The 24,921-nt window shown below is 47.9% G+C and carries 20 protein-coding genes; 11 read left to right on the top strand and 9 right to left on the bottom strand.

Features of this window, described 5'->3' with window-relative positions; genetic code table 11:
• Positions 1 to 2 precede the first annotated feature (2 nt).
• The gene (locus tag PTW35_RS23445; RefSeq protein ID WP_281027694.1) at positions 3 to 686 is read left to right on the top strand and encodes a 3-oxoacid CoA-transferase subunit B; all 684 of its coding nucleotides are present in this window, start codon (positions 3 to 5) and stop codon (positions 684 to 686) included.
• A 55-nt stretch (positions 687 to 741) separates the two neighbouring features.
• On the opposite strand, the gene ltrA is transcribed toward PTW35_RS23445, so the two are convergent.
• The 5 genes from ltrA to PTW35_RS23470 form a co-directional block, all read right to left on the bottom strand.
• Entirely contained in the window at positions 742 to 2,034 is a 1,293-nt protein-coding gene (ltrA, locus tag PTW35_RS23450) for a group II intron reverse transcriptase/maturase (RefSeq protein WP_348637736.1), read from the bottom strand.
• Positions 2,035 to 2,767: 733 nt separating this feature from the next.
• A complete protein-coding gene (gene phaC / locus PTW35_RS23455) occupies positions 2,768 to 4,576 on the bottom strand; it encodes a class I poly(R)-hydroxyalkanoic acid synthase (RefSeq protein ID WP_281027695.1) in 1,809 nt (602 codons plus the stop codon).
• Positions 4,577 to 4,644: 68 nt separating this feature from the next.
• Entirely contained in the window at positions 4,645 to 4,992 is a 348-nt protein-coding gene (locus PTW35_RS23460; protein WP_044620913.1) for a phasin family protein, read from the bottom strand.
• Between the two features lie 79 nt (positions 4,993 to 5,071).
• Positions 5,072 to 6,280 carry an acetyl-CoA C-acetyltransferase gene (locus tag PTW35_RS23465; RefSeq protein WP_281027696.1) on the bottom strand — a complete coding sequence of 403 codons (1,209 nt, stop codon included), beginning with the start codon at positions 6,278 to 6,280 and terminating at the stop codon, positions 5,072 to 5,074.
• Between the two features lie 37 nt (positions 6,281 to 6,317).
• Entirely contained in the window at positions 6,318 to 7,058 is a 741-nt protein-coding gene (locus tag PTW35_RS23470) for an SDR family oxidoreductase (RefSeq protein WP_281027697.1), read from the bottom strand.
• A gap of 567 nt (positions 7,059 to 7,625) precedes the next feature.
• Here PTW35_RS23470 and PTW35_RS23475 point away from each other — a divergent pair.
• The 7 genes from PTW35_RS23475 (at position 7,626) to sstT (ending at position 16,146) form a co-directional block, all read left to right on the top strand.
• Positions 7,626 to 8,582, top strand: coding sequence for a MoxR family ATPase (locus PTW35_RS23475; RefSeq protein ID WP_281027698.1), 957 nt, complete (start codon positions 7,626 to 7,628; stop codon positions 8,580 to 8,582).
• Positions 8,579 to 9,547 (top strand): DUF58 domain-containing protein, encoded by a 969-nt coding sequence (locus PTW35_RS23480; RefSeq protein ID WP_281027699.1) that lies wholly within the window; start codon positions 8,579 to 8,581, stop codon positions 9,545 to 9,547. Before PTW35_RS23475 ends, PTW35_RS23480 begins: the two co-directional genes overlap by 4 nt.
• Complete coding sequence (locus PTW35_RS23485; protein WP_281027700.1) at positions 9,540 to 10,046, top strand: DUF4381 domain-containing protein; 507 nt, start codon at positions 9,540 to 9,542, stop codon at positions 10,044 to 10,046. The genes PTW35_RS23480 and PTW35_RS23485 overlap by 8 nt, the downstream gene beginning before the upstream one ends.
• Positions 10,039 to 11,004 carry a VWA domain-containing protein gene (locus PTW35_RS23490; RefSeq protein WP_281027701.1) on the top strand — a complete coding sequence of 322 codons (966 nt, stop codon included), beginning with the start codon at positions 10,039 to 10,041 and terminating at the stop codon, positions 11,002 to 11,004. Before PTW35_RS23485 ends, PTW35_RS23490 begins: the two co-directional genes overlap by 8 nt.
• Positions 10,997 to 12,937, top strand: coding sequence for a VWA domain-containing protein (locus PTW35_RS23495; RefSeq protein ID WP_281027702.1), 1,941 nt, complete (start codon positions 10,997 to 10,999; stop codon positions 12,935 to 12,937). The genes PTW35_RS23490 and PTW35_RS23495 overlap by 8 nt, the downstream gene beginning before the upstream one ends.
• A gap of 91 nt (positions 12,938 to 13,028) precedes the next feature.
• On the top strand, positions 13,029 to 14,639 hold the full coding sequence (locus tag PTW35_RS23500) for a BatD family protein (RefSeq protein WP_281027703.1): 1,611 nt from the start codon (positions 13,029 to 13,031) through the stop codon (positions 14,637 to 14,639).
• Positions 14,640 to 14,904: 265 nt separating this feature from the next.
• The gene (sstT, locus tag PTW35_RS23505) at positions 14,905 to 16,146 is read left to right on the top strand and encodes a serine/threonine transporter SstT (protein ID WP_281027704.1); all 1,242 of its coding nucleotides are present in this window, start codon (positions 14,905 to 14,907) and stop codon (positions 16,144 to 16,146) included.
• Positions 16,147 to 16,242: 96 nt separating this feature from the next.
• Here the strand turns inward: sstT and PTW35_RS23510 are convergent, their stop codons facing one another.
• Positions 16,243 to 17,217: an outer membrane beta-barrel protein gene (locus PTW35_RS23510; protein ID WP_281027705.1), complete on the bottom strand. Its 975-nt coding sequence runs from the start codon at positions 17,215 to 17,217 to the stop codon at positions 16,243 to 16,245.
• Positions 17,218 to 17,485: 268 nt separating this feature from the next.
• Between PTW35_RS23510 and PTW35_RS23515 the strand changes: the two genes are divergently transcribed.
• A complete protein-coding gene (locus PTW35_RS23515) occupies positions 17,486 to 18,979 on the top strand; it encodes an FAD-dependent oxidoreductase (RefSeq protein WP_281027706.1) in 1,494 nt (497 codons plus the stop codon).
• Between the two features lie 59 nt (positions 18,980 to 19,038).
• On the opposite strand, the gene PTW35_RS23520 is transcribed toward PTW35_RS23515, so the two are convergent.
• The 3 genes from PTW35_RS23520 to PTW35_RS23530 all read right to left on the bottom strand — a co-directional run bounded on the left by PTW35_RS23520 (position 19,039) and on the right by PTW35_RS23530 (position 21,332).
• Positions 19,039 to 19,362, bottom strand: a complete 324-nt coding sequence (locus PTW35_RS23520) for a cupin domain-containing protein (protein WP_281027707.1) — start codon at positions 19,360 to 19,362, stop codon at positions 19,039 to 19,041.
• A 48-nt stretch (positions 19,363 to 19,410) separates the two neighbouring features.
• Positions 19,411 to 20,163 (bottom strand): chromosome segregation ATPase, encoded by a 753-nt coding sequence (locus tag PTW35_RS23525; RefSeq protein ID WP_281029131.1) that lies wholly within the window; start codon positions 20,161 to 20,163, stop codon positions 19,411 to 19,413.
• 107 nt (positions 20,164 to 20,270) lie between these two features.
• Positions 20,271 to 21,332 carry a PTS sugar transporter subunit IIC gene (locus tag PTW35_RS23530; protein WP_281027708.1) on the bottom strand — a complete coding sequence of 354 codons (1,062 nt, stop codon included), beginning with the start codon at positions 21,330 to 21,332 and terminating at the stop codon, positions 20,271 to 20,273.
• Between the two features lie 390 nt (positions 21,333 to 21,722).
• On the opposite strand from PTW35_RS23530, the gene PTW35_RS23535 reads away from it, so the two are divergent.
• Together PTW35_RS23535 and PTW35_RS23540 are read left to right on the top strand one after the other, a co-directional pair.
• On the top strand, positions 21,723 to 22,514 hold the full coding sequence (locus PTW35_RS23535; protein WP_281027709.1) for a DNA ligase: 792 nt from the start codon (positions 21,723 to 21,725) through the stop codon (positions 22,512 to 22,514).
• 673 nt (positions 22,515 to 23,187) lie between these two features.
• On the top strand, positions 23,188 to 24,348 hold the full coding sequence (locus PTW35_RS23540; RefSeq protein WP_281027710.1) for an MFS transporter: 1,161 nt from the start codon (positions 23,188 to 23,190) through the stop codon (positions 24,346 to 24,348).
• The last annotated feature ends 573 nt before the right edge of the window (positions 24,349 to 24,921 follow it).

The raw sequence follows: 24,921 nt of genomic DNA on the forward strand, positions 1-24,921 counted from the left end.
TCATGACAATTCAACGAGAGAAGCATCAGATCCGTCGCATGATTGCATGGCGTGTTGCCCAAGAGCTTCATGATGGTGACGTGGTCAACCTGGGCATCGGCCTACCTAGCCTTGTCGCTAATGAGACCTCATCGGATATCGAAATTCTGCTGCAGGCTGAAAATGGTCTTATCGGCATTGGCGAAATGCCGGATGAAGCCAACATTGACCCGGATCTGGTCAATGCCGGCGGCCAGCCTATTACCGCTACCACCGGTGCCTGCACTTTCCACAGTGCCGATTCGTTTACCATCATCCGTGGCGGGCACGTCGATGCGACGGTGCTGGGCGCGCTGCAAGTCGACCAGCACGGTAACCTCGCCAACTGGATCATCCCTGGCAAAATGGTACCGGGAATGGGTGGCGCGATGGATCTTGTGGTTGGGGCAAAGAAAGTCATTGTCGCCATGGAACACACCGTCAAGGGCAAGCCAAAGCTGCTCAAAAACTGTTCACTACCGCTTACCGCAGCCAATCAGGTCGACTTGATTGTCACCGAAATGGGCGTCATCAAAATCACCGATGCCGGTATGATGCTGACCGAGCTTGCCCCGGGGACAACAATTGATGAAATTCAGGCGGTAACCGAAGCCGAGTTGATCATCTCCCCTGATTTGAAGGCAATGCCAGTGCCAAACGATCTTTAAGTGGATTAAACAGCCTTGTAATCGAGTAGGAGGAGGCCTCGCGGCCTCCGTCCTCTCACACCACCGTACAAGCGTGGGTCGCATACGGCGGTTCCGAATATATTTTCAGTGACTCGTACCCATCTCGCAATGAGTACATGCCCATCTCCTTGAACCGTTTCGTTGGCATGGCCTGATTGAGCTGTGGCGATAAAGCCAAGTGCCACCATCCTTTCTCTGACATCGCTAGCTTCCACGCATTGCGTTCGCTTACGCCCTCTTGGCGTAACCATGACGCTATACTGTGTCTGCGTTTGCGCTGCTTGAGTCGATAGCACCGTAGGCGCCGCCTTATCCATTCATCTAAGCGCTGCATCGCGCTTTTCCGTATGGCAAGCTTGAAGTAGTGTTGCCATCCTCTTAGGTATTGAGTGAGTTCGACTATTACTGTCTTCAACTCTCGCCCTCGATTCCGCTTCGTTATTTGACGCACTCGCTTCTTCATATGAGTTTGTGCTCTCTTCGAGATATGGATAATTCCACCTCGTTGGAAGCGATGGCCTAGGTAAGTCCGCTCTGTCACTCTTGTTGCCGCACTTTTCTCACGGTTGACCGTGAGTTTCAGTTTCTGCTCCAAGAACTCCGTTATTGAGGCTTTTACTCGGTTCGCGGCTTCCTCACTGCCCACGTAGATTTGGCAGTCATCTGCATATCGGCAGAACTTATGCCCTCTTCGCTCAAGCTCTTTATCCAACTCATCTAATACGATATTTGATAGCAGCGGAGATAATGGTCCACCCTGTGGTGTCCCTCGTTGCCTCTGCTCGGCTAACCCGTTTCGCATTATGCCTGCCTGTAGGTATGACCTGACCAGCTTCAGTACCCGTTTGTCCGTGATATCCTCCGATAGCCTGTGCATCAGTCTATCGTGGTTCACGGTATCGAAGTATTTCGCTAGGTCAATGTCGACTACATAACCCCGCCCCTCCCTGATGTAGTGGCTTGCTGCCGCCAATGCATGGTGGGCACTACGGTTGGGCCTGAACCCGTAACTACTGTGGGAGAACTTCGGTTCATAGATATCTGTCAGTACTGAGGTGATAGCCTGTTGGACTATCCTATCAAGTACTGTTGGGATACCTAGTTGCCTAACTCCCCCGCTAGGTTTAGGGATTTCTACACCCAGAACAGGTTGGGGTTGATAGCTCCCATCCAGAAGGCTCTGGCGGAGCGCTTGCCCATTTGAAGACTGCCGAAGCATCGAGATAGTCGCTGTTATATCGAGTTTATCGACACCAGCACACCCTTTGTTCTTCTTCACTCTTCTCAGGGCTTGGTTCAGATTCGTTGATGAACAGATCTGCTCCATCAACTGAGTTGAGGTCACCAAGACTCGTCCTCCTGTCTACGCCGATCATGCTTGTCATTCTTCGTGGCCATGAGCGTCACTTGCGGTGTTGCCCATTGGTACGTAGAGATTTTGATCATCTTGCTATGACTCCACATGATTGAGTGTCTAGTGACTGCTTCTTGATATATTCAGTTCCGGCCTTCCCTTGGGTTGTACTTCCCCAAGGTACTATGCCTTCTGCTGACTTCTTATTTCCCATCACACAGCATCACTGCTGCATTAGTCTCGCCCGAGACAGGTAATAAGATCTCCCGAGGTAAGACGTTGTTCTTTCCCTTGGCTGTGCCTGATTTACCCGTACACACTTCCCGTCGAGGCATTGGGCTATTCTATATGTTGCTAGGTTACCCAAGTTGTACTGGCCTACTATCAGATTTCTGTTCGTCACGGCCAAGTTTTGCCATTTGCTTCCTTCAGATCCCGCCTCACGGTGGGCACCCTTGCATAGGCTAACGGTTCTCGCTCGACTGAGCCCGTAGAGGACTTTCACCTCCTAGAACAACGCCATGCTCGGCGCACAACGAAAAACACCGAGCCCCGGCTCGGTGTTTTTAACTACGGCCGTCAAACGAGCTCAGGCAATACATGAACATGGCCCCGAGCGATTTGAGGTACATGTTCAAACAAAGTCACAGAAAGAAAAAAGCCAACGCAATAATGCGTTGGCTTTACACATAGCATAAATGCGGAATTAGACTTCTTCCGGTTGGCCTTGCAACACGTTAGACACTTCGATTGGCAATTTCTGCATCACATAATCACCAGGTGCATTGCACTTAACCGGGTAGTTATCGCTACCTGCAGAGCGTGCATCAACCGCCTCAGCCTCTTCGAAGCCAGCCATCCACTCGTTCCAGTGACCCCACCAGGAACCTTCCTGGCGCTTCGCCCCTTTCAACCATGTTTCAGGCTCAGCCGAAGACTTAGCATTGGTCCAGAAACCATACTTGTTCTTCACCGGATGGTTAACAATACCCGCAATGTGACCAGACTCGCCCAGCACAAACGTGGACTTACCGCCAAGCTTGCGTGCGCCACGGTAGGTACCCTGCCACAACGCAATATGATCTTCCTGAGTTGAGATAAAGTATGTTGGGATCTTGATCTTAGCAAGATCAATATACACCCCACCTACTTTAAACCCTTTCGGATCAACAAGACGGTTTTCCAAGTAGAACTGGCGCAGCAGTGTACTGTGACACGCTACCGCTACATTGGTACTATCGCCGTTCCAGTACAGCAAATCGAAGTCGATTGGGCTGTTACCTTTCAGGTAATTGTTGATGTAGTAGTTCCAGTACAGGCTGTTTTCACGCAGCAGGCTGAACGTTACGCTCAAAGAGCGACCATCCATATACCCTTTTGCTTCGTTCTGCGCTTCAATGGCCGAAATAATCGGATCATTGATATAAGCACCGATCTCTCCTGGCTGAGAGAAATCTAGCAGCGTGGTAAAGAATGTCGCCGACTTGATACGGCTGCGCATACGCTTGGCCGAATAGTAAGCCAATGCCGTCGCTAGCAGCGTACCGCCGATACAGTAACCCGCCGCATTGATTTGCTTCTCGCCAGTGATATCTTCGACAACATCAACCGCTTTAACCACACCATCAACAACGTAATCGTCAAAATCCACATCGTACATACTGGCATCTGGATTACGCCAAGACATCATGAATACGGTATGGCCCTGCTCTACCAGCCAACGTACCATTGAATTCTTCTCACGAAGATCCAAAATGTAATACTTGTTGATAAACGGCGGCACGATCAACAGCGGTGTCGCGTTAACTTTTTCTGTCAACGGCTTGTATTGAATCAGCTCAAACAGGTGGTTCTTATAAACAACATCACCCGCAGTATTGGCCACGTTTTCACCCAACTGGAATGCCGCATCATTGGTCATGCGAATTTTCAGTACATCGGCACTCGACTGCAGATCTTGTTGAAGCAGCTCCATCCCTTTGATCAGGTTTTCACCATTGCTCTCAACCGTCAGCTTGGCCAACTCTGGGTTGGTGGTGATAAAGTTGGTTGGCGACAAAGCGTTAATCGCCTGGCGCGAAAAGAAGCTCAAACGCTCCTTGGCCTTCTCATCAAGCCCTTCGATCGATTCGATGGACTCTTTCATCTTATTGCTAAATAGCAGGTAAGATTGCTTGATATAGTTGTAAAACGCCTCATTTTCCCATGCAGGATCGGTGAAGCGCTTATCATCTTTTTCGGGCTGAATAAAATCTGACTGATCGCCATTTTTCATGACGACATTTTGCCAAATCTTCATTTGGTTTTCCCACCAGTCCATTTGCAACTGTGCAATAACGGCTGGCTGCGCTGATGCTTTTTCGATGAACTCGGAAGTATCCTCCAAGCTAATTTCATTGAGCGCTTTATTAAGGGGAGTATTCATGGCTGCCTTGCCTGAATCCAGCTCCTTCCACCACATTTGGTTCATTTCCTGGAGCTTGGCAAAGTAGTCCGAAAAAAAGTTCTGGTTCATTCCAATGACCTCTAATTTTGGACTAAAAATGCCGCCCCAGAACGGGGGCGGCAGAGTGGCCATTTTTCTTAAGCTGGAGTTACTTGCTTTACGTTTTCAGCAACTAGCTCTTCCACTTCAGACTTGAAAGACTGAGCGATTGCAGTGAACTTGTTGCTGTCATCGATTAGCTGCTGAGAAAGCTTAGTCAGCGTTTCTAGCTGCTGACTGTTGTAAGCAGCGAATGACTGAACGTCTTTTACTTCGCTAACAGCCTTAAGCTGAGAAAGACCTAGCTCGCTGTAAGCGCGAACAGCAGCAAGCTGAAGCTCAGTTAGCTCTTCAACGTTCTTGGTAAAGACTTTGTTGAACTTAACGTATGGCGCTAGAGATTTTTCAGTCTGCTCAGAGAAAGATTTAAACATTTCCGTATACATAGCATTTTTCCTTCATTAAAAGAATGGTTAAGTACCTGTGCCATGATGAATACAGGTACTGGTTAGCTTTACAGTTGAATTAGACGCTCTTCAGTACAATCGCTGTACCCATACCACCACCAACACACAACGTGGCTAAGCCATGTTCAGTGCCGCGGCGGCGCATTTCGTGAAGAAGGCTGACAATAATACGGTTACCTGAAGCACCTAGAGGGTGTCCCAATGCAATCGCACCACCATTAACATTGGAACGCTCGGCCAAGTCTTCTACTTGAGACCCTAGCTCGTCGGCCAATTCGTGTAATACACCCAGAGCCTGACCCGCAAAAGCTTCATTGAATTCGAACAAACCAACATCAGCAATGTTTAGCTCTGCTTTATCAAGTGCTTTAATCACAGCAGGTACAGGACCGAGTCCCATAACCTCTGGGGCAATGCCTGCTTGAGCATAGCTTTCAATTTCAGCTAGCGGTGTTAGGCCATATTTTTCGACGGCGGCTTCTGAGGCAACAATAATCGCACTAGCACCGTCGTTGATGCCTGACGCATTACCCGCTGTTACAGAACCACCCTCTTTCTTGAATGCCGGGCGTAGTTTCGCCAAGCCTTCAATACTTGCGTCCGCTTTAGGATACTCATCGGTATCTACAACACTGGTTTTTCTTCGGACTGTCACTTCGACAGGTGCAATTTCACCGGCGAACTTGCCTTGCTCAATCGCGGCAACCGCTTTTTGCTGGCTCGCCAGCGCAAAGTTATCCTGCTGCTCACGGTTCAATCCAACCTTGGCGACTACATTTTCAGCCGTTACCCCCATGTGGTATTGGTTGAAAACGTCAGTCAGACCATCAGTAATAAGAAGATCATCAAGACTTAGAGAGCCCATTTTCTGGCCATCACGGATAGTCGCAGGTGCACAGAATGGGATCTGCGACATATTTTCTGCACCAGCGGCAACAACCAATTCAGCATCACCGGCTTTGATATGGGCAGCGGCATCCATTACCGCTTTCATACCCGAGCCACACACCATGTTAAGGCTATAGGCTGGTACTTCCTGAGGAACACCGGCATAGATAGCGGCCTGGCGGCCAGGTCCCATACCTTGTCCAGCACCAACAACATTACCGAGGATAACTTCATCCAGGTTCGCTGGATCAACATTTGCTTCTGCCAACGCTGCTTTAATTGCAACCGCTGCAAGTTGAGAAGCAGGAACTGATTTCAGCGCACCATTGAAACTACCGATAGGCGTACGTTTAGCCGCAACGATATAAACTTTTGACATGATTTTTGCGTCCTTACAATCTTCAGAAACTAACCCATTAGTGCATGTACAAGCCGCCATTCACAGACAGTGTTTCGCCTGTGATATAAGCTGCCGCATCGCTTGCCAAGAAAGTAACCGCTGCAGCAACTTCAGCAGGTGTTGCTAAGCGCTTCATTGGGATCTCAGCTTTAATGCTGTCGAGCACTTCTGGCTTGATGGCTTCTACCATTGGCGTACCAGTGTAACCTGGGGCAATCGCGTTAACAGTGACGCCTGAACGCGCACCTTCGGCAGCGAGGGCTTTGGTAAAGCCGATCATTCCTGCCTTTGCAGCAGAATAGTTTGCCTGGCCGAACTGACCTTTAAGACCGTTAACTGAAGAAATATTGATAACACGTGAGTTACCGTGCTCGCACATTGAGGCAAACAGCGGCTGAGTAACGTTAAACAAACTGTTTAGGTTTGTCGTAATTACGTCGCCCCACTGCTCTTTGCTCATCCGCTTGAACGTAGTATCGCGTGTAATACCGGCGTTATTAACAAGAACATCAATGTTACCTTCCTCTTGCAGCAATGTTGCAAGCGCCTCTGAGCAATAATCTGCATCTGTAACATCTAGCGGGAACAAACGAACCTGCTCTTCTGAATAATTATTCTCTTTGAACCATTCTTTAGCCTTGGCTTCACCGCTTGGGAAATATGTGGCAATCACACGAAAACCCGCATCAACTAATCCTTTAGTGATCGCTGAACCAATACCACCTTTCGCACCTGTTACTAATGCTTTCTTACTCATTACAGAAGACTCCATTCCATCTTTATGATGATTTACCATCCTTTATTCAAGCACTTAATAGCAACCATTCAAAAGGACCACTAACCAACGCAGGCTGTTTTTCAGCCTTATTTTTTAATCTTGTTGCATCCTAGCGAGTGAAAAAGACACTGAGGTGACTTTTACATTGCACGAATATTATAAGAACATAGTCACATAACAATATCAACACGGAGTATCAATGGTCGTACCAATATTCCTGCATAGAATCACGTTAAACCGCAAAACAAGGCGAAACCTTTAAATGTGTCAATAATGTTATTTTAAGCCAGCACGATAGGTGCCATGTTTTATATATGCAAAAACAATGGAATAGAATGTGGTGGCAATTATATTTTGCGTTTTTATTGTGCAATTTTGCACTGCAAAAGTGCATCAATAGTCACTAAAAAAACACCAATGAACCGAGCAGAAAAATATGAGAAAAGGCCAATTAATCACCAACTGAACCTTGGCACTGAACTTAAGCCAGCTCTATCAGTCTTATTTTTCATATTTGACTGTTTCATTTAAGGAAAATAACTCCCCATGTTGACAACGACTTTTCAACGCCTTCAATCACACCTGAATAACCAGGTCATAGGTCAACCAAATCTTGTTAAACAGTTAATGATTGCATTATTGGCCGATGGCCATATCTTGGTTGAGGGGCCTCCTGGACTCGCTAAGACACGCGCGGTAAAAGTACTGTCTGACAGTATCGAAGGAAATTTTCATCGTATTCAATTTACCCCTGATCTTCTGCCAGCAGATTTAACGGGAACCGATATTTTCCGCCCCGAGACCGGCGATTTCACCTTTCAGCCAGGCCCCATATTCAATGCTTTGTTGCTAGCTGATGAAATCAACCGAGCACCAGCCAAGGTGCAGGCTGCAATGCTGGAAGCTATGGCAGAGAAGCAGATCACAGCCGGACGTAAGACTTACCATCTCCCGGAGCTCTTTTTGGTCATGGCAACCCAGAACCCAATAGAGCAAGAAGGTACCTACCCACTTCCCGAGGCACAGCTGGACCGCTTTTTACTGCAGCTTAATGTTGAATACCCAGATGAAAGCAGTGAGTTGGAGATCCTGAGGCTCAACCGGGGGGAGGCTTTGGGGATCACTGCGGATGAACCGGTAAAAATCACCCAGAAAGAAATTTTTTCTGCCCGTAGAGAAGTGCTCAATATCCATATGGCAGAGGAAGTAGAGCAATACATTATCCGCTTGATCATGGCGACCAGACACCCTCATCGCTACAGTGAGCAGCTTGCCAACTGGTTACAAATGGGGGTCAGCCCACGAGCAACACTTGCTCTTGACCGCTGTGCCCGGGCTCATGCATGGATAAGCGGAAGGGATTTTGTTACCCCCGAAGATGTCCAGCTGATGGCTTACCCAGTTCTGCGTCACCGCTTGCTACTTAGCTATGAGGCACAGGCTGAAGCCATATCTCCTGATACCATCATCGAACAGCTGATTTCACAGGTTGCCTGCGCATGACTTCACAGGACTTAACTCCAACACTCCCTACCCATAGTGATGGTGTTAACCTTTGCCTGGCTGAGCTTCTGCAATACAAAAACCAGTCAGTTCGATGGCTACCACCAGCCCAAAGTGTTTGGTCACAACTTAATGGCCAGCACCAAAGCCGTCATAAAGGACGCGGCATGAACTTTGCCGAAGTACGCCCTTATCAGGCAGGAGATGATATTCGCGCCATTGATTGGCGTGTCACCGCACGTAATGGAAAAACCCATACCAAGCTGTTTACCGAAGAGCGTGAACAGCCTGTCATGCTGCTGGTAGATGTCAGCTCCAGCATGAAGTTCGGTACGCAGTTATTGCTAAAATCCGTCCAAGCAGCCCACTTTTCCAGCTTGCTAAGTTGGCTTGCAGTCAGTGAGCAAGACCGAATCGGAGCCATTGTGTTTAACGGCAACCGTCTGTACGAATGCAAACCGACTGCTCGCCAACAAGGACCGCTGACGGTAATCAATGCCATAATAGATGCCCACCAAGAAGGTGGCGATGAAGACTTTGATCACAAACGCGTGAGCTTTTCCGATGCCCTCAAACATCTCCACCACCTTTGCCCAAAAGGCAGTGAGATTGTGGTGCTAAGCGATTTTTATCAGCTACAAGAAACAGACAAACGGCGGCTTAGCCAGCTTCGGCAGCATAACCGGCTACAATTCGTACAACTCTTTGACCCACTTGAATTCGGCCATACCTCTTTCAACGGCATAGAGTTCGTGACTGATGACCAGCAGGCGACATGGCTCGACTTTTCCGCCCAAAGTACTCGTGACAGTCTCAGCCAACAATTCCAGCAACATCAACAGTTCATTCAGGAATTGTGCAAGAGCCTGGCTATTCCGTTACACCTCCTGTCTGCTGCAAAATCTTTGATGGAGCAACTCGGCCAGCCAGGAGCCAAAGTACATAGTGGAGGCTCGCATGGCTGATACCTCAACCTTATCCACGCTTCCTCTGGCTGATATCCACCTTCCTGATGTACCGGGAATGTGGCCATTGGCATGGGGTTGGTGGGTGATACTGACGCTTGCACTAATTGGCATTGCCTATCTGGCAAGGGTAGTTATCAAGCACCAACGTAAAAATTTAGCTAGGCGCGAGGCTTTACAACGTTTGGCGGAACTGAAATCACCTGATGATTTCAATCAACTCAACTTACTGCTGCGCCAAGTGGCAATGTCTTACCATTGCCGCGAACACGTTGCAGGTCTAACAGGCCAGTCGTGGTTGTTATTTCTCGACCAGCACCTAGAAGAAAAAGACCGAGGGTTCGTCCGTTTGTCTGAGACTTGGCAACGCGGATTGTTTTCCCCGGCTCCATTAGACAAAGATCAGTTTACTATGTGTTACCAACAAGCCAAAAAGTGGATCCGTAAAGCCAACTTTCTGAGCAAGCCGGATATTTACGGGGAGTCAGGTAATGTTTGAGTTTACATGGCTTTGGGCTTTTGCGCTGCTTCCTTTGCCTGCTGCCATATATTTTGCCAGTAAGCCCAAGGCGCAACCCTCAGCGATTCGACTACCCAAGCTACCCGACGGCCTCGGTCAAAAGCCGAAAGTGAACCGCTGGCTGATAATATTGATGACAACAGCCTGGGTTTGCCTGGTCGCCGCTCTTTCACGGCCAGTTTGGTATGGCGATCCGGTCGAGATCACCCCGGATCACCGGGATATGATGCTGGCCGTTGATTTATCTGGCTCGATGTCAATCAAAGACATGATCACAGCAGATGGCGATGCCATCGATCGGTTAACCGCTGTCAAAAATGTACTCCATCAATTTATCGGTAAACGAAATGGCGATCGGCTAGGTCTTGTCTTGTTTGCCAACCATGCCTACTTGCAGACACCGCTTACCTTTGACCGTAACACGGTTCAGCAACAGCTTGACCGGACGGTACTGGGACTCATTGGCCAGAGTACAGCGATCGGCGAGGGCTTGGGGATCGCAACTAAAACATTCATTGACAGCGAGGCCCCTCAGCGCGTGATCATTTTGCTCAGTGATGGAGCCAATACTGCGGGGGTGATTGAGCCCTTGGAAGCAGCCGAGCTCGCTGCCCGAAGTGACGTCACTATCTACACGGTCGGCGTAGGGGCTGAAGAGATGGAGCAACGCACCTTCTTTTCAACCCGTACCATAAACCCGTCCCACGACCTTGATGAAAGGATGCTAACCCAAATTGCGGAGATGACAGGAGGACAATACTTCCGGGCACGCAACCCGCAGGAGTTAGCACAAATTTACCAGATGATTGATCAGTTAGAACCTATCAACACCGCCCAGCAAACATGGCGGCCTCGTCAGGAGCTATTCCGTTTTCCGTTGGCATTGTCTCTCTTGCTGTCAGTCATCATTGTTGTTATGAGAAAGCGCAATGGTTAGTTTCATATTCCTATATCCATACTGGTTGATCGCACTTCTCCCTCTGGGGCTGCTCTTACCCTGGTTAGCCAATAAAAGTCGCAAGCAGGGGCTAATTGCACCACATTTGGCCGAAAAGCTCGGTATTTCACACAAGAACCAGGCCCGTTCAATCCTACCAGCCCTAGGCATCCTGTGGACTTTGGCCATACTGGCGCTTGCAGGGCCAAGTTGGCAGAAGTCACCGCTTCCTGCCTTTAGCCTCTCTGGCGCCAGGGTCCTGGTAATGGACATGTCTCGCTCTATGTATGCTGACGATATAACGCCGAACCGTCTCAGCCAGGCCAGATTCAAAGCCCTGGATCTCTTGCCCGGCTGGAAAGAAGGTAGTACCGGTTTGGTCGCCTATGCCGCAGATGGCTACATCGTCAGCCCCCTGACAAAAGACAGTTCGACCCTGTCTAATCTCATTCCCCACCTATCCCCCGATATAATGCCAATTCAAGGCAGCAATGCGGCGGCAGGTATTCAGGAAGCGATAAACTTGCTAAAACAAGCAGGGCACCAACAGGGCGACATCATCTTGCTCACTGACGGCCTAAGCAAAAAAGAAAGCCGCGATAGCAAACGTCTTGTCGAAAATAGTCAGTATCGGCTTTCAATTTTAGGTGTCGGTACGACGCAAGGCGCACCTATTAGATTGCCGGATGGCACATTGCTGACTAACAGCAATGGCAAAACGGTTATCGATAAACTTGACATAGGCCCACTACGTGAATTGGCACAACTGACAGGTGGTGTTTTTCAATTATCTCAACCTACCAATTTGGATATTGACACGCTGACAAAAGCAACTGAAAAACCAATTAGCACAACCAGTCCCGATGCGCGTCAAGAGCTGGATGAAAGGATCAATAATGGTTTCTGGTTGTTGCTCCCTATCACGCTGTTAGCCTTGTTCGGTTTCCGCCGTGGCGTCATCTTCGCAGCGGTGTTAATGCTCACTCCCGTAGATCATGCGTTTGCTGCAGTTTGGTCCTCACCCTTTACCAACAGTGACAGCCTAGGCTACGAGCTGTTCGAACAGGAAGACTATGCGGGCGCTGCCGAGCAATTTTCCTCTCCGTCATGGCGAGGTGCTGCACAGTACCGGGCTGGAGATTATGAAAGTGCAATTGAAACTCTCTCTTCGCTTAAGGACGAACAATCCCAATACAACCTTGCCAATGCCTACGCCCAAACCGGCAATTTGGACCAGGCCGAATCACTGTATGAATCGATTCTAAAAAACAACCCTGATCACCACGATGCCCAGAAAAACCTGTCTCTGGTCCAGGCATTAAAAGAACAGCAAGAGAACCAACAGCAGCAGAACCAGCAACAGGAAGATCAACAATCACAGCAAGGCCAGCCTCAACAGGATGGGCAGAGTCAATCTCAGGAAAATGAACCAAGCCAGCAACAAAACCAACAACAGGGGCAACAAGGTGCTGAGTCTGAATCTGAATCTGAATCTGAGCAGAACCAAGCTCAAAACCAACCTGACGGCTCTCAGCAAAATGATCAGCAATCTCAGGATAACCAAAATATCAAGAACCAGAACCAACCAGAGCAGTCGAATAACCAGCAAGGACAAGAGCAGTCTGAAGAAACTCAGAGCAATAAGATGAATCAGCCGCCGCAAGCATCTAGCGAACAGCAGCAATCAGACCAGACGTCGCTTGCGCAACCACCCCAAGCGGACAATACCAATGAAAGTCAAAATGAAAGTGATAGCGCCGATGCTGTGACTGGTTCACCAGGCCAAGAAACGCAAGACAGCATCACTGCCAGCGACCCGGTACTGAAGAAATTAGAACAAGTGCCTAACGATACCAGCGCCCTGATCCGGGCTCAGCTCATCTTGCAAGCTAGAGAAAAACAGGCCCCAGAAGTAACAGAGAATTCATGGTAAGCATATGATTTATCTAAATGTATTAAACTTTTATCAAGGCTCAACTCAACGTATTTTTTATTGGCTAAGGGGAATATTTCTTGGCTGGCTTATGGTGTTTTCACTCTCCTCACATGCTGCCCAAGCCATAGCGACCGTTTCCAAGAACATTGTCGGCGTTAATGAAGTCTTCCAGCTCACCATCCGTGTCGACGACAACGTCAATACCAATACGCTTGATCTCAGTGTACTAGATGCCGATTTTAATTACGGAACCCCTTCCATAAGCAGCGGCACAAGCTTTGTCAATGGTGTCGTCACCCGACAAACTGAATGGAAGATAGCCGTTGCAGCCAAAGAAGTCGGCGAGTTTACCATTCCAAGTTTTCGAATTGGTGCGAGTGAAACTGACCCAATTACCATGACGGTACTGAAGTCTGCCAATAAATCAGCGACGAGCAGCCCTTCAAAGCCTGAAATTAACATTGAGGCCGAGAGCAATAAAGAGCAACTTTATGTAGGAGAAAGCATCCGCTATACCGTAAGAATTCGTATTGGTGAACAGATGAGCCAGGCGGCACTTCAAGCGCCATCGGGCGAGGGCCTTAATGTTAAGCAGCTTGGCGAAGACCGCCAGGTAGAGACCGTACTTAATGGCCGCCGCTATCTGATCATCACCCGAGATTATCAAATTACCGCCAACAAGGCCGGGGATATCCTGCTACGCGGTGCCAAATTTACCGGTAACCTTATCAAAGGCAACCGCGGGTTTGGCTCAACCCTTCAAATCCCTTTTGAGCAGCAGGCGGACGACTTAACTTTATCTGTATTAGCAAAACCAGCTGACTATCAAGGCTTGTGGCTACCCACTGAAGCGCTTGAGTTAGAGCAACAATGGCAGCCTGATGTGAAAGAAATAAAAGTCGGTGAGCCCGTCAGCCGCACTATCACCTTACGCATCAAGAACGCCGAACAAAGCTCCCTACCCAACCTGAACCTGCAATATCCGGATTCCGTGCGTGTTTATGATGAGAACCCTACTTACGGCAGTGATAATGACTTCACATTCATGACCATCAAGCAGGTGATCATTCCCCGCCAGGCCGGTGAAATCAAGCTGCCAGCATTATCAATCAACTGGTGGAATACGGCAACTTCACGGCAAGAAACCAGTAATATCGATGGCCTGACACTTACTGTTCTGCCAGGAGATCCAAGTACACAGGCTTACGTACCGCCTCAAGCATTGCAATTGGACAATGCAGAATCGGCACCGGGTAATGTCCAGACGGAAGTCATTCGTGACAGTGGATGGTGGCCTTGGTTGAGCCTATGTCTCGCCATACTGTGGGTGGCGACAGTGCTACTCTGGCTCACCGAAAAGAATAAGAACAAACAGCGTACGCAAAAAAGTGACCCAAAACATCATGAACCAGCATTTTCCCCTGTAGCTGGGATGATTAAGTCTCTGGAGCAAAATCAACCGGTTCAACTACAGAGCTATTTTCACCAGTGGTCGAGACAGAACCCGAACCACCCACACTTTGAAGAGCTAGACGCTGCAATACAAAACATCATGAAGAGCCATTACAGCAAAAACAAGCACCAAGTTGACGACAAAGACAAGAATAAGGCACTGGAAATTATGCAAATACTGAATGAAAACACCATAAATATTGCAAATAATAAGTCAAGTGCACTTGAACCCATAACCCCTCAATAGCAGCAAGTTATTGCCCATAAAGCCCACTACATAGTGGGCTTTTTAACATCCCCTATCGCTTAAGCCCAACCATTCTTAACAACGGCCATTTAGCAGGCCAATAGAATTAACGCCTTCACAATAAGCAGAAAAGCATTGTTAAATATTGGTGAACCAAAAGTTTCTTTAATAGACTATGGAAATGTGCCAAAATTCCTGTTACAAAATGTGTCGCAGGCAAAATTTAATGCTTAGCGTCAAAACTATAAAATATGCAGGATGTATTATGAATCAAACACAACCCTTTCTAGCCCGAGTTGCGAACGGTAGCCTCGTCGTACAAATACTTTTTGGTATTGTCGCCGGTATTATCCTCGCAATGCTATCACCCGCCAATGCGATAAAAGTCGGCTTCCTTGGCGGCCTGTTCGTCAGCGCCCTGAAGGCCGTAGCACCAATCTTGGTTTTCATTCTAGTTGCCTCTTCTATCGCCAACCAGAAGAAAGGCGCGCACACCAACATGAAGCCAATCATTGTGTTGTACCTTTTCGGTACCTTGATGGCATCATTGACAGCCGTAACCATGAGTTTCCTTTTCCCAACCACTTTAACTCTGGTAACCGGTGCAACGGGCGCAACACCGCCAGAAGGTATTACCGAAGTACTGAATACTTTGCTATTTAAGATCGTTGATAACCCAGTCAATGCCCTCATGTCAGGCAACTTTATTGGTATTTTGGCATGGGCCATTGCCCTTGGTTTTGCCCTACACCAAGCCAGCGATGCCACCAAACAAGTTTTCCATGATGTGTCTAACGGCATCACACTGATTGTCCGCTTTGTCATTCGCCTTGCACCAATCGGTATTTTCGGTCTGGTTGCCAATACATTCGCAGAAACTGGTTTTGATGCCCTATTTGGTTATGGCCACCTACTCGCGGTACTGCTGGGTTCAATGGCTGTCATTGCGTTTGTGGTTAACCCAATCATTGTGTTTGTAAAAACCAAAGAGAACCCATACCCACTGGTACTTCGCTGTATCCGCGAAAGTGGTATTACGGCTTTCTTCACCCGCAGTTCTGCAGCAAACATCCCAGTGAACATGCAGCTATGTAAAGACTTGGACTTGCATGAAGATACCTACTCAGTGTCTATTCCCCTGGGGGCAACCATCAATATGGCGGGTGCCGCAATCACTATCACCGTATTAACACTGGCTGCGGTACAAACTATGGGCATCGAAGTTGATGTTGCTACCGCCGTGCTATTGAGTGTTGTTGCTGCTGTGTCTGCATGCGGTGCATCGGGTGTCGCAGGTGGTTCATTACTCTTGATCCCACTCGCATGTAGCTTGTTCGGTATTCCAAACGAAATTGCGATGCAGGTTGTTGCGGTAGGCTTCATCATCGGTGTTATTCAAGACTCTGCGGAAACAGCCCTGAACAGCTCAACCGACGTTATCTTCACCGCCGCGGCTTGTAAGGCTGCAGAAGCTAAGCTTGAAGGCACTAATGTCAAAGCAGTTTAAGTCAACAGCTTGCTTGACCCATTAATCATATAACGGAAACATCCAGCATCTTCCGATGCTGGATTTTTTTGTATCGGTCACATTGGCTAACTGAAACTACTTGGTCACTTCAAAACCCGGAACAAAGACTTCAACACGGCGATTGCGCGCACGCCCTTCCTCTGTATCATTGGTTGCCACGGGCTCTAGCTCACCTCGACCTTGGGCTACAATGCGAGTTTTATCAATGCCGAAATGGCTGCCAACATACCCGGCAACAACAGCGGCACGATCTTCAGACAGCTTTTGGTTATATTCAATGGAACCGCGACTATCTGTGTGCCCTACGACATAAAGCTGAGTATCCGGGTATTTAACCAGCTGTTGCGCGACCGGTTGCAGCATCTCGATATCACGCTGAGTCAACTTGTCACTGTCAAAGGCAAATGGCAGCACCGCTCCAACCGCTTCCACTTTAACCACTTCTGGTACTGGCTCTGGCATCGGTTCCGGCTCGGGCTCTACGACAGGCACGGGAGCTGGCGCCCCCCAATGATAAACCAAGCTCAAGCCATAAAAATGAATGTCGCTTTCGCCCGGAGATTCGGTTTTACCTACCTGGTTATAATATTGATATTCAGCTCGAGCAGATAAATCACGATTAAAGAAGTACTCAATACCCACCCCCGCCGTACCGGCTAAGTTTGTATTGTCATCATTTACTACACCGTTATCCGCATCTCCGACAAAACCACCTAGCTTAGCGTAAATATCAAACGAATTTGACACCTGGTAGGTAAACTTGCCCAGCAGGTCCAGCCCTTGGACTTCGAAGCCATCATCGGCGTAGTCTGCCTGCCCCAAATAGGTATAACCACCTTCCAAGGCAAACCAAGAGTTGAAGTTATACCCCACAAACACACCACCGCCCCAATCGTCCTTGTCGGCGTTCTGACCTTTAATCACCCCATCGAGGTTATCGTAAGTCGTACCACCAATACGTGCACCTACATACCATGGATTATCGGTGGCAGCATGCACAGCGCCGGATATCAGCAAGGCAAGCGGAAGTATCTTGAAGACTTTATACATAACTAACTGTCCTTATTTATTATTAGCCACTACCCAATTAGGTGTAGAACAAAGAACAGTTTTTTTACAAATTTATACCTGCAAATTAGTACTTTTTTGTCTATTTACGAGTAAAAATCACCAACCTGATATCGTGGGAGGTTCAGTTAATACTTTGCATTCCTTTACCAATTATCCTAATGTCCCTATTCTTTTTCGGTTTTCAATGTGATCTAGGCACAGTAAAATCGTGTAACTTAGACATTGTATGGTAACGACGCGCATTTATATGAAAGATATAGCTCTCCCGCATAATCATCGCTCCTCTCTCTCAGTTGGCATTATTGGCGGTGGTATAGCAGGCTCTACCATTGCGCTGCGTTTGGCTGAGTTGGGTATCAACGTCGAGATTTTTGAAGAAGGTACTAGTTTGGTCAACGGCCCGCCCATTTGCCATCTCCACGCAGGCGGAAATCTTTACCGTGAAATATCAGATGAACAATGTATCGTACTTCTCCAACAGTCCATCGACTCGCTGAAGGTGTTTCCGCATACCGTCAATGTGCGCCCGACAGTCATTGCCGTGCCTAAGCATGACAAAGGTGATCCGGCTGATCTTATTCCCCGTCTGAAGAAGCTCCAGTCCGTTTACCGCCAGTTAGTTGAACAGGATCCGGCCAACCAGGTCATTGGTCACCCGGACCGCTATTTCAAGCTTTATGAGCAAAGCGATTTAGAACGGCTATCACAACAATCGATGCCGACACACCCTGTATCATTCGATGACTGGATGATTCCCGTTGCCAATAACCTTGACCTTAGCCAGTTTAAGTACCCATTAGCACTGGTGCAGGAGTATGGCTGGAGTGTTTTTCGCCTTGCCGCAACCGCCAACCTGGCCTTGGACAAACTGCCAACCAGCCAAATACATACCCAGAGCAAAGTGACACATGTATCCCAACTGGCCGACTCAGGATGGCAAATTGAATACCAGCGATACGATAATGACCGCCAAGATTATTTGACGCACCGACTCAGGGTTGACTACCTAATCAACGCGTGTGGGTTTCAAACCGGCCAAATAGATGATATGGCCAAGCAGCAGCGAAGCCGGCTTGTCGAATTCAAAGCCGCCTATGTGACTCAGTGGCCGGATGGCCAGGGATGCTGGCCTGAAGTGATTTTTCACGGCGAGCGTGGAACCCCTGACGGAATGGCACAGCTGACCCCATACCCAGACGGCTACTTTCAGCTTCACGGCATGACCGAGGACATTACCCTCTTCAAACAGGGCCTGGCAAGAAGCACCCCGAACAGCTCACAGCCCAAACTTGCCGATGGATTCATTCGCAAAATAAAGTCTGGTTGGGAAAATCAGGAAATCCACACCCGTTCGACGCGAGCTATCAACCACATGTCCCGTTTTGTACCCAATTACAAAACGGCCACAGTAGGCGGAAAGCCCCTTTTTGGAGCGCAGCAGATACCTGGTGACGACATTACCCTGCGTGCCGCAGATGTTTCCTTCGCAGGCAAACGCTATGCCCGTACCGAGATCGTAAAAGCCTCTTCGGCACTGTCGGCAGCAAACAGCATTGTTGAGCAACTGCACTCTGAAGGATTATTTCAAGCACAGACTGGTGAAATGAGCATTACGCAAGCCTTTCCTGTGACGCGGTCACTTTCAGCCAAGGATATCGAAGACTACGCCATCGAGTTGGCCCTCGAACGTGACTACCCTGAAGCGCTAGCAAAAACGCTTTCGTATGACCTGACAGATTAACCCTCCCTATGTCACTGCCGCTTTGCGAGGGGATCCCTGCCCCTCGCTACAAAGACACCTCAATTGTTGCTGTAGAACACCGCAAGCCAAATTGTTTCCTGCTCAGGGTCGGTCCAAGATACCCTGTGGCGCTGATGGGCGGGAATATTGATATGGTCACCAGCAGCCATAGAGATCTCTCGCATCCCCTCTTCAAATAGGATTCTTGCGCTTCCCTTCACGACCATAACCCACTCCCCTTCATCTTGATCGTACCAGTCTCCTTCGGGAGTGGTATGTCCTCGAGAGACTATACGCTCAATCCTCATAGAGCTTGTCTTGAGAATGTCTTCAAACAGCTCCTCAGGCAGAGAAGCCGGTATCGTATCGAACAGGTTATCCATACAAACTCCTAAAGAAAAGGCGAGCCTTAGCTCGCCTCTTTCATTCAATTAATTCGGTCGTGGAATTTCAATCTCTATACGCTGATTGAGGACGTCCAACTCTTGCTCCAATGCTGCAAGCTGGGCTTGCTCACCTTCGACTACCTTCAGCCGTGCTTCATACTTGTCACAGTCAGCTTGTGAAACCCAATTCCAACTGGTGCCGGATTTGAATTCATCGCAGGCTTGCTTGAATTCCGCCGCCACCTGCTCAGCCTTCTTGACATCAGCCTTAGCCGCAACTATCTGTTTTTGCAGTAACAGCTGTTGCTGATACAAGGCCTTTGAATTATCCAATACTGCTTTTTGCTGCTCGGCAGTACTGGTCAGTTTTACCACCTGGGTATCAAGCTTCTTCTTTGTGACTGTCAGTTTTTTTTGCTGACTCGTCAATGCCATGATTTGTTTCTCAAACTCAGCCTTCTGCAGTTCAATTGCTTGCTGTGACGCTTCCAGCTCTGCTCGTACTTGCTCGATATCGAGTGCACTCTGGGTTTGATAGTCTTCAAACTCCCGTTCGATAGCTGATTTTTCCGCAACTAGCTGCTGATTTTGGTTCTGAAGCTGTTCAAATTCCGCTTGAGTTGGTCGCGGTGAACGATGCCATACTGCGGTTGTTAGCAAACCACCTATCACTAAACCTGCAACTAACGATAATTTCCAAGATGCCATATCACAATATCCATAAGTTCTGGAATTCTTTCCCTCACTGAGCAGCACTACAGCCTTGTAAGCCATCCACGTTGAGCAACCGAAAATCACAACATCCAATTGCTAGCTACTAAAGTATCAGTGTAAGGAAAGTGAATGTCAGATTTATATCAAATTTTCTTAATTTTCTATATGAGTAAATGACTTGCGGTCAATCATTACTGCAAGTTCAACTTAAGATCACCTGGCTTGATCCAGCCCACCTTCCTTAGCAATTCAGAAAAGAACAACGTGAGCAACGCAGGAAACAAAAAGTGCAGCATAAAAATTACGCTGTACATGGTCATGCTGTCCCAACCGACAGCTTCAAGAGCAATAAAAGTCTGAATTTGGCCGACAAAACCCGATGTCCCCATACCGGCCCCCAATGGCGTATTCTCAACGGCAAATACCGTCGTCGCAATAGGGCCAAGAATGGCAGAGGTCAAAATTGTCGGGATCCAAACCTTATAGTTCTTAATAATGTTCGGCATTTGCAGCATTGAGGTACCCAAACCTTGGGCCATCACCCCGGCCCAGCGGTTCTCGCGAAAGCTCATAACCGCAAAACCGACCATCTGGGCGCAACAGCCTACTGTCGCCGCCCCAGCCGCAAGACCGTTAAGACTTAGCATAATAGCGATAGCGGCACTGCTAATAGGAAGAGTCAATGCCATACCCATTAACACAGCGACCACGACTCCCATCAAAAATGGCTGTAATAACGTCGCTGACATCACAAGATCGCCCAACGATGTCATAAACTGGCTGATATATGGCCCTATCAAGGTTCCGACCAAGACCCCACTGACCATAGTCACAGCCGGCGCTACAAGAATATCGACCTTGGTCTCATTTGCGACAAGTTTTCCAAGCTCGGTGGCAACCAAGGCGGAGACAAACGCGCCGACAGGCCCACCAAGCATTGCCCCTGCGGCTCCCACCGTCGTTACCGAAAACATCACCAAAGGCGGCGCTTTTAACGCGAAAGCCACGGCAACCGCTATCGCAGGACCGGTCATTTGCTTCGCCAGCGGCCATAACGTATCGGTAAACAACGGGATACCAAATTTAATCCCTGCGGTATTCAAAATCGAACCGATAAGCAAAGAGGAAAACAGTCCCAATGCCATAAAACTCATCGCATGGATGAAATAGGTTCTAGGAGAGAGTGTTACCCCCTTCCGTTGCAAAAAAGCATTACACTGGGTAAAAAAAGTTGCTGACTGAGTAGTAGACATGGTCAATCGTTAGTAGGCTTCAGAAACACAAACACGCAATTTTATTCTTGCCCTGCCAAGATGCAACAAAATTAGTCAAGCTTTGCTGAAATTGCTTCCCTGGCCGAAATGAGCACCACTTCGCACTTTGGCTAGCTCTTGCTGACGATAGAGGATAAAAAGTGCCTTATGGGTCGTAACTCAAAGCCGCTTAACGCAATGATATTTTTATCACCGTCGATTCCCCCCCTAACGTTGCTAGATATGTTAATGCACTTTATGAGGCCGCCGGTGATAAACAACACTCTTCTCCCGCCAAATATTCAATTTAGCTCCCTATCCGCTGCTATCCTACTAGCTCTTAGTCCTTTTAACCCTGCCGTCGCATCAGACCCTGTCGCATACGAGCTTATGCATGCGCACGCTATTAACATCGACACGCTAGACCAAGAAGAATTCATACCGCAACTACAGAACTACCTAGCCAGTGAAAAGCTTGATGGTATCAGGGCTGTATGGACAGGTAAGGGGCTTGTAACCAGGCAAGGTAACCCAATTTTTGCCCCCTCTTGGTTTACGGAGGCTTTACCCAAGGATACTTGGCTGGAAGGTGAGTTATGGGTTGAGCGTAATAACTTTCAGTTGATCAGCAGCATCGTTCGCGATCATCACCCCAATGAGAAAGAATGGCAAAGAGTCAAGCTCATGGTATTTGACTCTCCATCGCTCAGTGCTCCGTTTCAAGATAGAGTGATCATCCTCAAAACACATATTCAGACTATCGACCAGCCATATATCCAATTAATCCCCCAGCATGACATTGCGAACATCACTGATTTAGAACAGTTGCTAGAAACTATCAAGAGTCAGGGTGGTGAAGGAATCATGCTGCATCGCAAAGATAATCTTTACCAACCCGGCCGTAGCCAAAACCTAATCAAGGTGAAACCCTATCAAGATGACGAGGCTATCGTTATCGGCTATGTGCCGGGAAAGGGCAAATACCACGGGATAATGGGGGCTGTTTGGGTCACTACATCCGATAACCGAAAGTTTAAGATTGGATCCGGTTTTAGCGATCACGACAGGCAATACCCGCCTCCGCTAGGTTCAATCGTTCAGTATCGGTTCAATGGCTATACTGACAGCGGCTTGCCTCGGTTTGCCCGCTTCCTCAGGGTGAGAAGTAGCCCTGACTCATAACACACTGAAATTAAATACAAAAAAAGTACTACTCCCCCGCTACTGGGAGTAGTACATAAAAGATGTCATTGTGTACCATCTGCTGCAACCATAAGCCTTAGTAAATAGAGCTTTGGATTGCACATAAGTAAATGCACAATGCTTGCCAATCTTTATGGCAAATAAAATCAACAACTTAATTGCAACAATGTCTATCCGCTGCCCCATAACAGTGAGTTAATGCACCATTATGCAACACAACCTTCCCCACATTAGCTTTCAGCTCACAGCAAAGAAGTAAAAAATAATTTTTGCTATAAAAGTTTCTGTGATCGCTCGCGCAATAAATTATTTAGTATTCTAAATAACGCACACTCTTACAAGAACTATAAAATTAGAAAACTAAACTTATCTACACCTAAAATTCAATCACTTAATTTAAATATTTAAATAATATTAATGTTCACACAATATTACCCATCAAAACATTATTTACCCCAAATTAATCACATGAATCTGATTGCCTTTTCGCATTAGAATTAGTCATTTTACTCAGCCGCTTTTTCTCGCCATATTCCCGATCAGCGACAATTCTCATGGCATTTCCTGTGCCTGTATCTCGCCTAAATACCCTGCGTATCCGCCACTCGAGCAGAGAGGACGGTAATTTTTTGCTTTTTCGGAGAACACAGTAGTGAACAAGCACGCTACGACATCAGCTAAGAAACCTGTTTGGGTTCCAATTTTAGGGCTAACTATCTTTGCCGTTGCCTCAGGGTATTTTATGAGCGTGCTGCCTCTTACCTTGGCGAGCCACGCAATTCCGAATAGTGCCGCGGGTTGGCTGGCCAGTATTTACTACTTTGGCTTGCTTGCTGGCGCCATGCTTATTGAGCCTGTTATCAAAAAAATAGGTCACCGACTGGCTTTCATCTGCTTTGTGAGTGTATTGGCTTTGTCTGTGGGTTTCATGGGGCTGAGCTCAACGTTATCACTCTGGATGGCAAGCCGTTTTATCGCGGGTTTCGCCGTCGCCGGTATCTTTGTAGTCATCGAATCTTGGCTGCTGATCGGAGACAATAAAGAAGAAAGGGCCAAGAACCTAGGCCTTTACATGACCTCACTCTATGGCGGTACCACTGTCGGTCAATTTGGTATTGGCCTGCTCGGTGCCAGCGGGATAATACCGTTTGTGGCAACCGTCGGCCTGCTGATAGTTGCCATTATCCCAGCATTAGCGACCAAACAAGCAAATCCGGCTCAAGAGCAGCATGTTAGCCTAAGCCTGCCGCAAATACTGGCACTGAGCAAACCAGCACTGATTGGCTGCCTTGTCTCAGGCATTGTAATGGGGTCTATTTATGGATTACTGCCTCTGGCGTTGAAAGCAACCACTAGTAATCTGGAGCAGGTAGGAAGCTTGATGGCGGCAACAGTATTAGGGGGGATGAGCATTCAGCCTATCCTCAGTAAATTGTCCTGTCGAATGCCAAAATCGCTGCTACTGGCATTAATGAGCCTTTTGGGCGTATTCGCTATGGGGTTATTTCACTTAGATAGCAGTTATGGCGTTCAGATAGTCGCTTTAGCCCTATTGGGGATGTCGGCATTTGCACTCTATCCAATCGCGATCACACTGGCTTGTGATGGACTAGCATCGGAATCCATTGTGTCAGCGACACAAATTATGCTGTTCAGCTACAGTGTAGGATCCGCTTTCGGTCCGGTTGCAGCCAATTACTTGATGCACACAGATACGGGGCTAATGGGCTTTTTCTTTGCCGTATTGCTAACTACTGCTATTTACATGCTAATGGTCAGCCTGCGCACGAAACCAACCGCTTTGGCACAGTAATATCTCGGCGGTACAAAAAGAGCGGGCGCGACTTTCGTCGCGCCCTTGGTCTTACTTGCAGCGATCCAGCTACTATGGTGCTCCCTGCATCATTCCATGATTAAGCTGTTTCCTTCAGCGCTTTCCCTTTGTTTCCTTCCTGGACATGTCCTATCGGTCTCGCCTTGACCCGTCGATACTTCCTGTCTCGACTCTCTTCTCCTTCCTGGAGGTGTCCCTAACTTCATCCTGAAGTGGTCCATCTATGTCGTCATGACTAGTAGGTATCCTACCTACTGTATCACTTCCTTTTGATTTTCCCTTCACAGTCCTTGTCCGATAAATCTTCCTGATCCACCGCCCTCTTCCTGAGGGTGCCAACATCCCTGGCCGCTTTCCTGTTCCGTTCCGTCAGTTCCTTCCGACGCAGATAAGATTACGTGAACTAAAATTCTAAACAACCGACAGCGATCACATTTTTTATACCCACTTCGTCGCTATTCAACAAATTACCTATAACTGCATGATTTTAAAGAAATCAAATAGTAGCGCTAAATTTATCTGACGACCACAAACTTAAAAATCCCACCTCGC

The sequence above is a fragment of the Photobacterium sp. DA100 genome, from assembly GCF_029223585.1.
Lineage (GTDB): Bacteria > Pseudomonadota > Gammaproteobacteria > Enterobacterales > Vibrionaceae > Photobacterium.

What these genes read in the sequence shown, in the direction of transcription:
- PTW35_RS23445 (WP_281027694.1), top strand. Translation starts at nt 3, where the DNA reads ATGACAATTCAACGAGAGAAGCATCAGATCCGTCGCATGATTGCATGG.
- ltrA (WP_348637736.1), bottom strand. Translation starts at nt 2,034, where the DNA reads ATGGAGCAGATCTGTTCATCAACGAATCTGAACCAAGCCCTGAGAAGA.
- phaC (WP_281027695.1), bottom strand. Translation starts at nt 4,576, where the DNA reads ATGAACCAGAACTTTTTTTCGGACTACTTTGCCAAGCTCCAGGAAATG.
- PTW35_RS23460 (WP_044620913.1), bottom strand. Translation starts at nt 4,992, where the DNA reads ATGTATACGGAAATGTTTAAATCTTTCTCTGAGCAGACTGAAAAATCT.
- PTW35_RS23465 (WP_281027696.1), bottom strand. Translation starts at nt 6,280, where the DNA reads ATGTCAAAAGTTTATATCGTTGCGGCTAAACGTACGCCTATCGGTAGT.
- PTW35_RS23470 (WP_281027697.1), bottom strand. Translation starts at nt 7,058, where the DNA reads ATGAGTAAGAAAGCATTAGTAACAGGTGCGAAAGGTGGTATTGGTTCA.
- PTW35_RS23475 (WP_281027698.1), top strand. Translation starts at nt 7,626, where the DNA reads ATGTTGACAACGACTTTTCAACGCCTTCAATCACACCTGAATAACCAG.
- PTW35_RS23480 (WP_281027699.1), top strand. Translation starts at nt 8,579, where the DNA reads ATGACTTCACAGGACTTAACTCCAACACTCCCTACCCATAGTGATGGT.
- PTW35_RS23485 (WP_281027700.1), top strand. Translation starts at nt 9,540, where the DNA reads ATGGCTGATACCTCAACCTTATCCACGCTTCCTCTGGCTGATATCCAC.
- PTW35_RS23490 (WP_281027701.1), top strand. Translation starts at nt 10,039, where the DNA reads ATGTTTGAGTTTACATGGCTTTGGGCTTTTGCGCTGCTTCCTTTGCCT.
- PTW35_RS23495 (WP_281027702.1), top strand. Translation starts at nt 10,997, where the DNA reads ATGGTTAGTTTCATATTCCTATATCCATACTGGTTGATCGCACTTCTC.
- PTW35_RS23500 (WP_281027703.1), top strand. Translation starts at nt 13,029, where the DNA reads ATGGTGTTTTCACTCTCCTCACATGCTGCCCAAGCCATAGCGACCGTT.
- sstT (WP_281027704.1), top strand. Translation starts at nt 14,905, where the DNA reads ATGAATCAAACACAACCCTTTCTAGCCCGAGTTGCGAACGGTAGCCTC.
- PTW35_RS23510 (WP_281027705.1), bottom strand. Translation starts at nt 17,217, where the DNA reads ATGTATAAAGTCTTCAAGATACTTCCGCTTGCCTTGCTGATATCCGGC.
- PTW35_RS23515 (WP_281027706.1), top strand. Translation starts at nt 17,486, where the DNA reads ATGAAAGATATAGCTCTCCCGCATAATCATCGCTCCTCTCTCTCAGTT.
- PTW35_RS23520 (WP_281027707.1), bottom strand. Translation starts at nt 19,362, where the DNA reads ATGGATAACCTGTTCGATACGATACCGGCTTCTCTGCCTGAGGAGCTG.
- PTW35_RS23530 (WP_281027708.1), bottom strand. Translation starts at nt 21,332, where the DNA reads ATGTCTACTACTCAGTCAGCAACTTTTTTTACCCAGTGTAATGCTTTT.
- PTW35_RS23535 (WP_281027709.1), top strand. Translation starts at nt 21,723, where the DNA reads ATGCATGCGCACGCTATTAACATCGACACGCTAGACCAAGAAGAATTC.